This window comes from Virgibacillus sp. 7505 (genome assembly GCF_002272135.1).
GTDB lineage: Bacteria > Bacillota > Bacilli > Bacillales > Amphibacillaceae > Terribacillus.
Window position 1 is genome coordinate 1 of the sequence record NZ_NPBF01000087.1, and the last position, 356, is coordinate 356.

Here is a 356-nt window from a genome sequence, read left to right on the forward strand (position 1 = left end):
ACGTCGATGATATTCGGCACCACGGCAACCATCGCTTGATTAAACAGAGCGGATGCTGCTAGTAGCATGCCAAAGGCGATCGTCGCTCCGTACATGTACTGAAAGGACTCTTTTATTCTAACACGATGTGCGATCGACAAAATCGCAATGTTTGTCGGCCCCGGTGTAAAGGTAGCGATGACACAGTACGCTAGAAAAGACAGTAAGCTCATGATGATACCTCCATGCATTTTCATGCATGATACACCCGCGGGCAGCTTACGGTATAGTACGATATTGCGGCAGTAAACCTAGCAATCGAAAGAAACTCCGCCGCGGCCATCGGTCCGAACTTACACTGTATCAATGAGTCGGGG

At 49.2% G+C, this 356-nt stretch carries 1 pseudogene; it reads right to left on the minus strand.

What is annotated here, in order from left to right:
• Positions 1–212, minus strand: a pseudogene (locus tag CHH91_RS18040) (LysE family translocator); the annotation flags it as partial.
• Positions 213–356 lie beyond the last annotated feature (144 nt).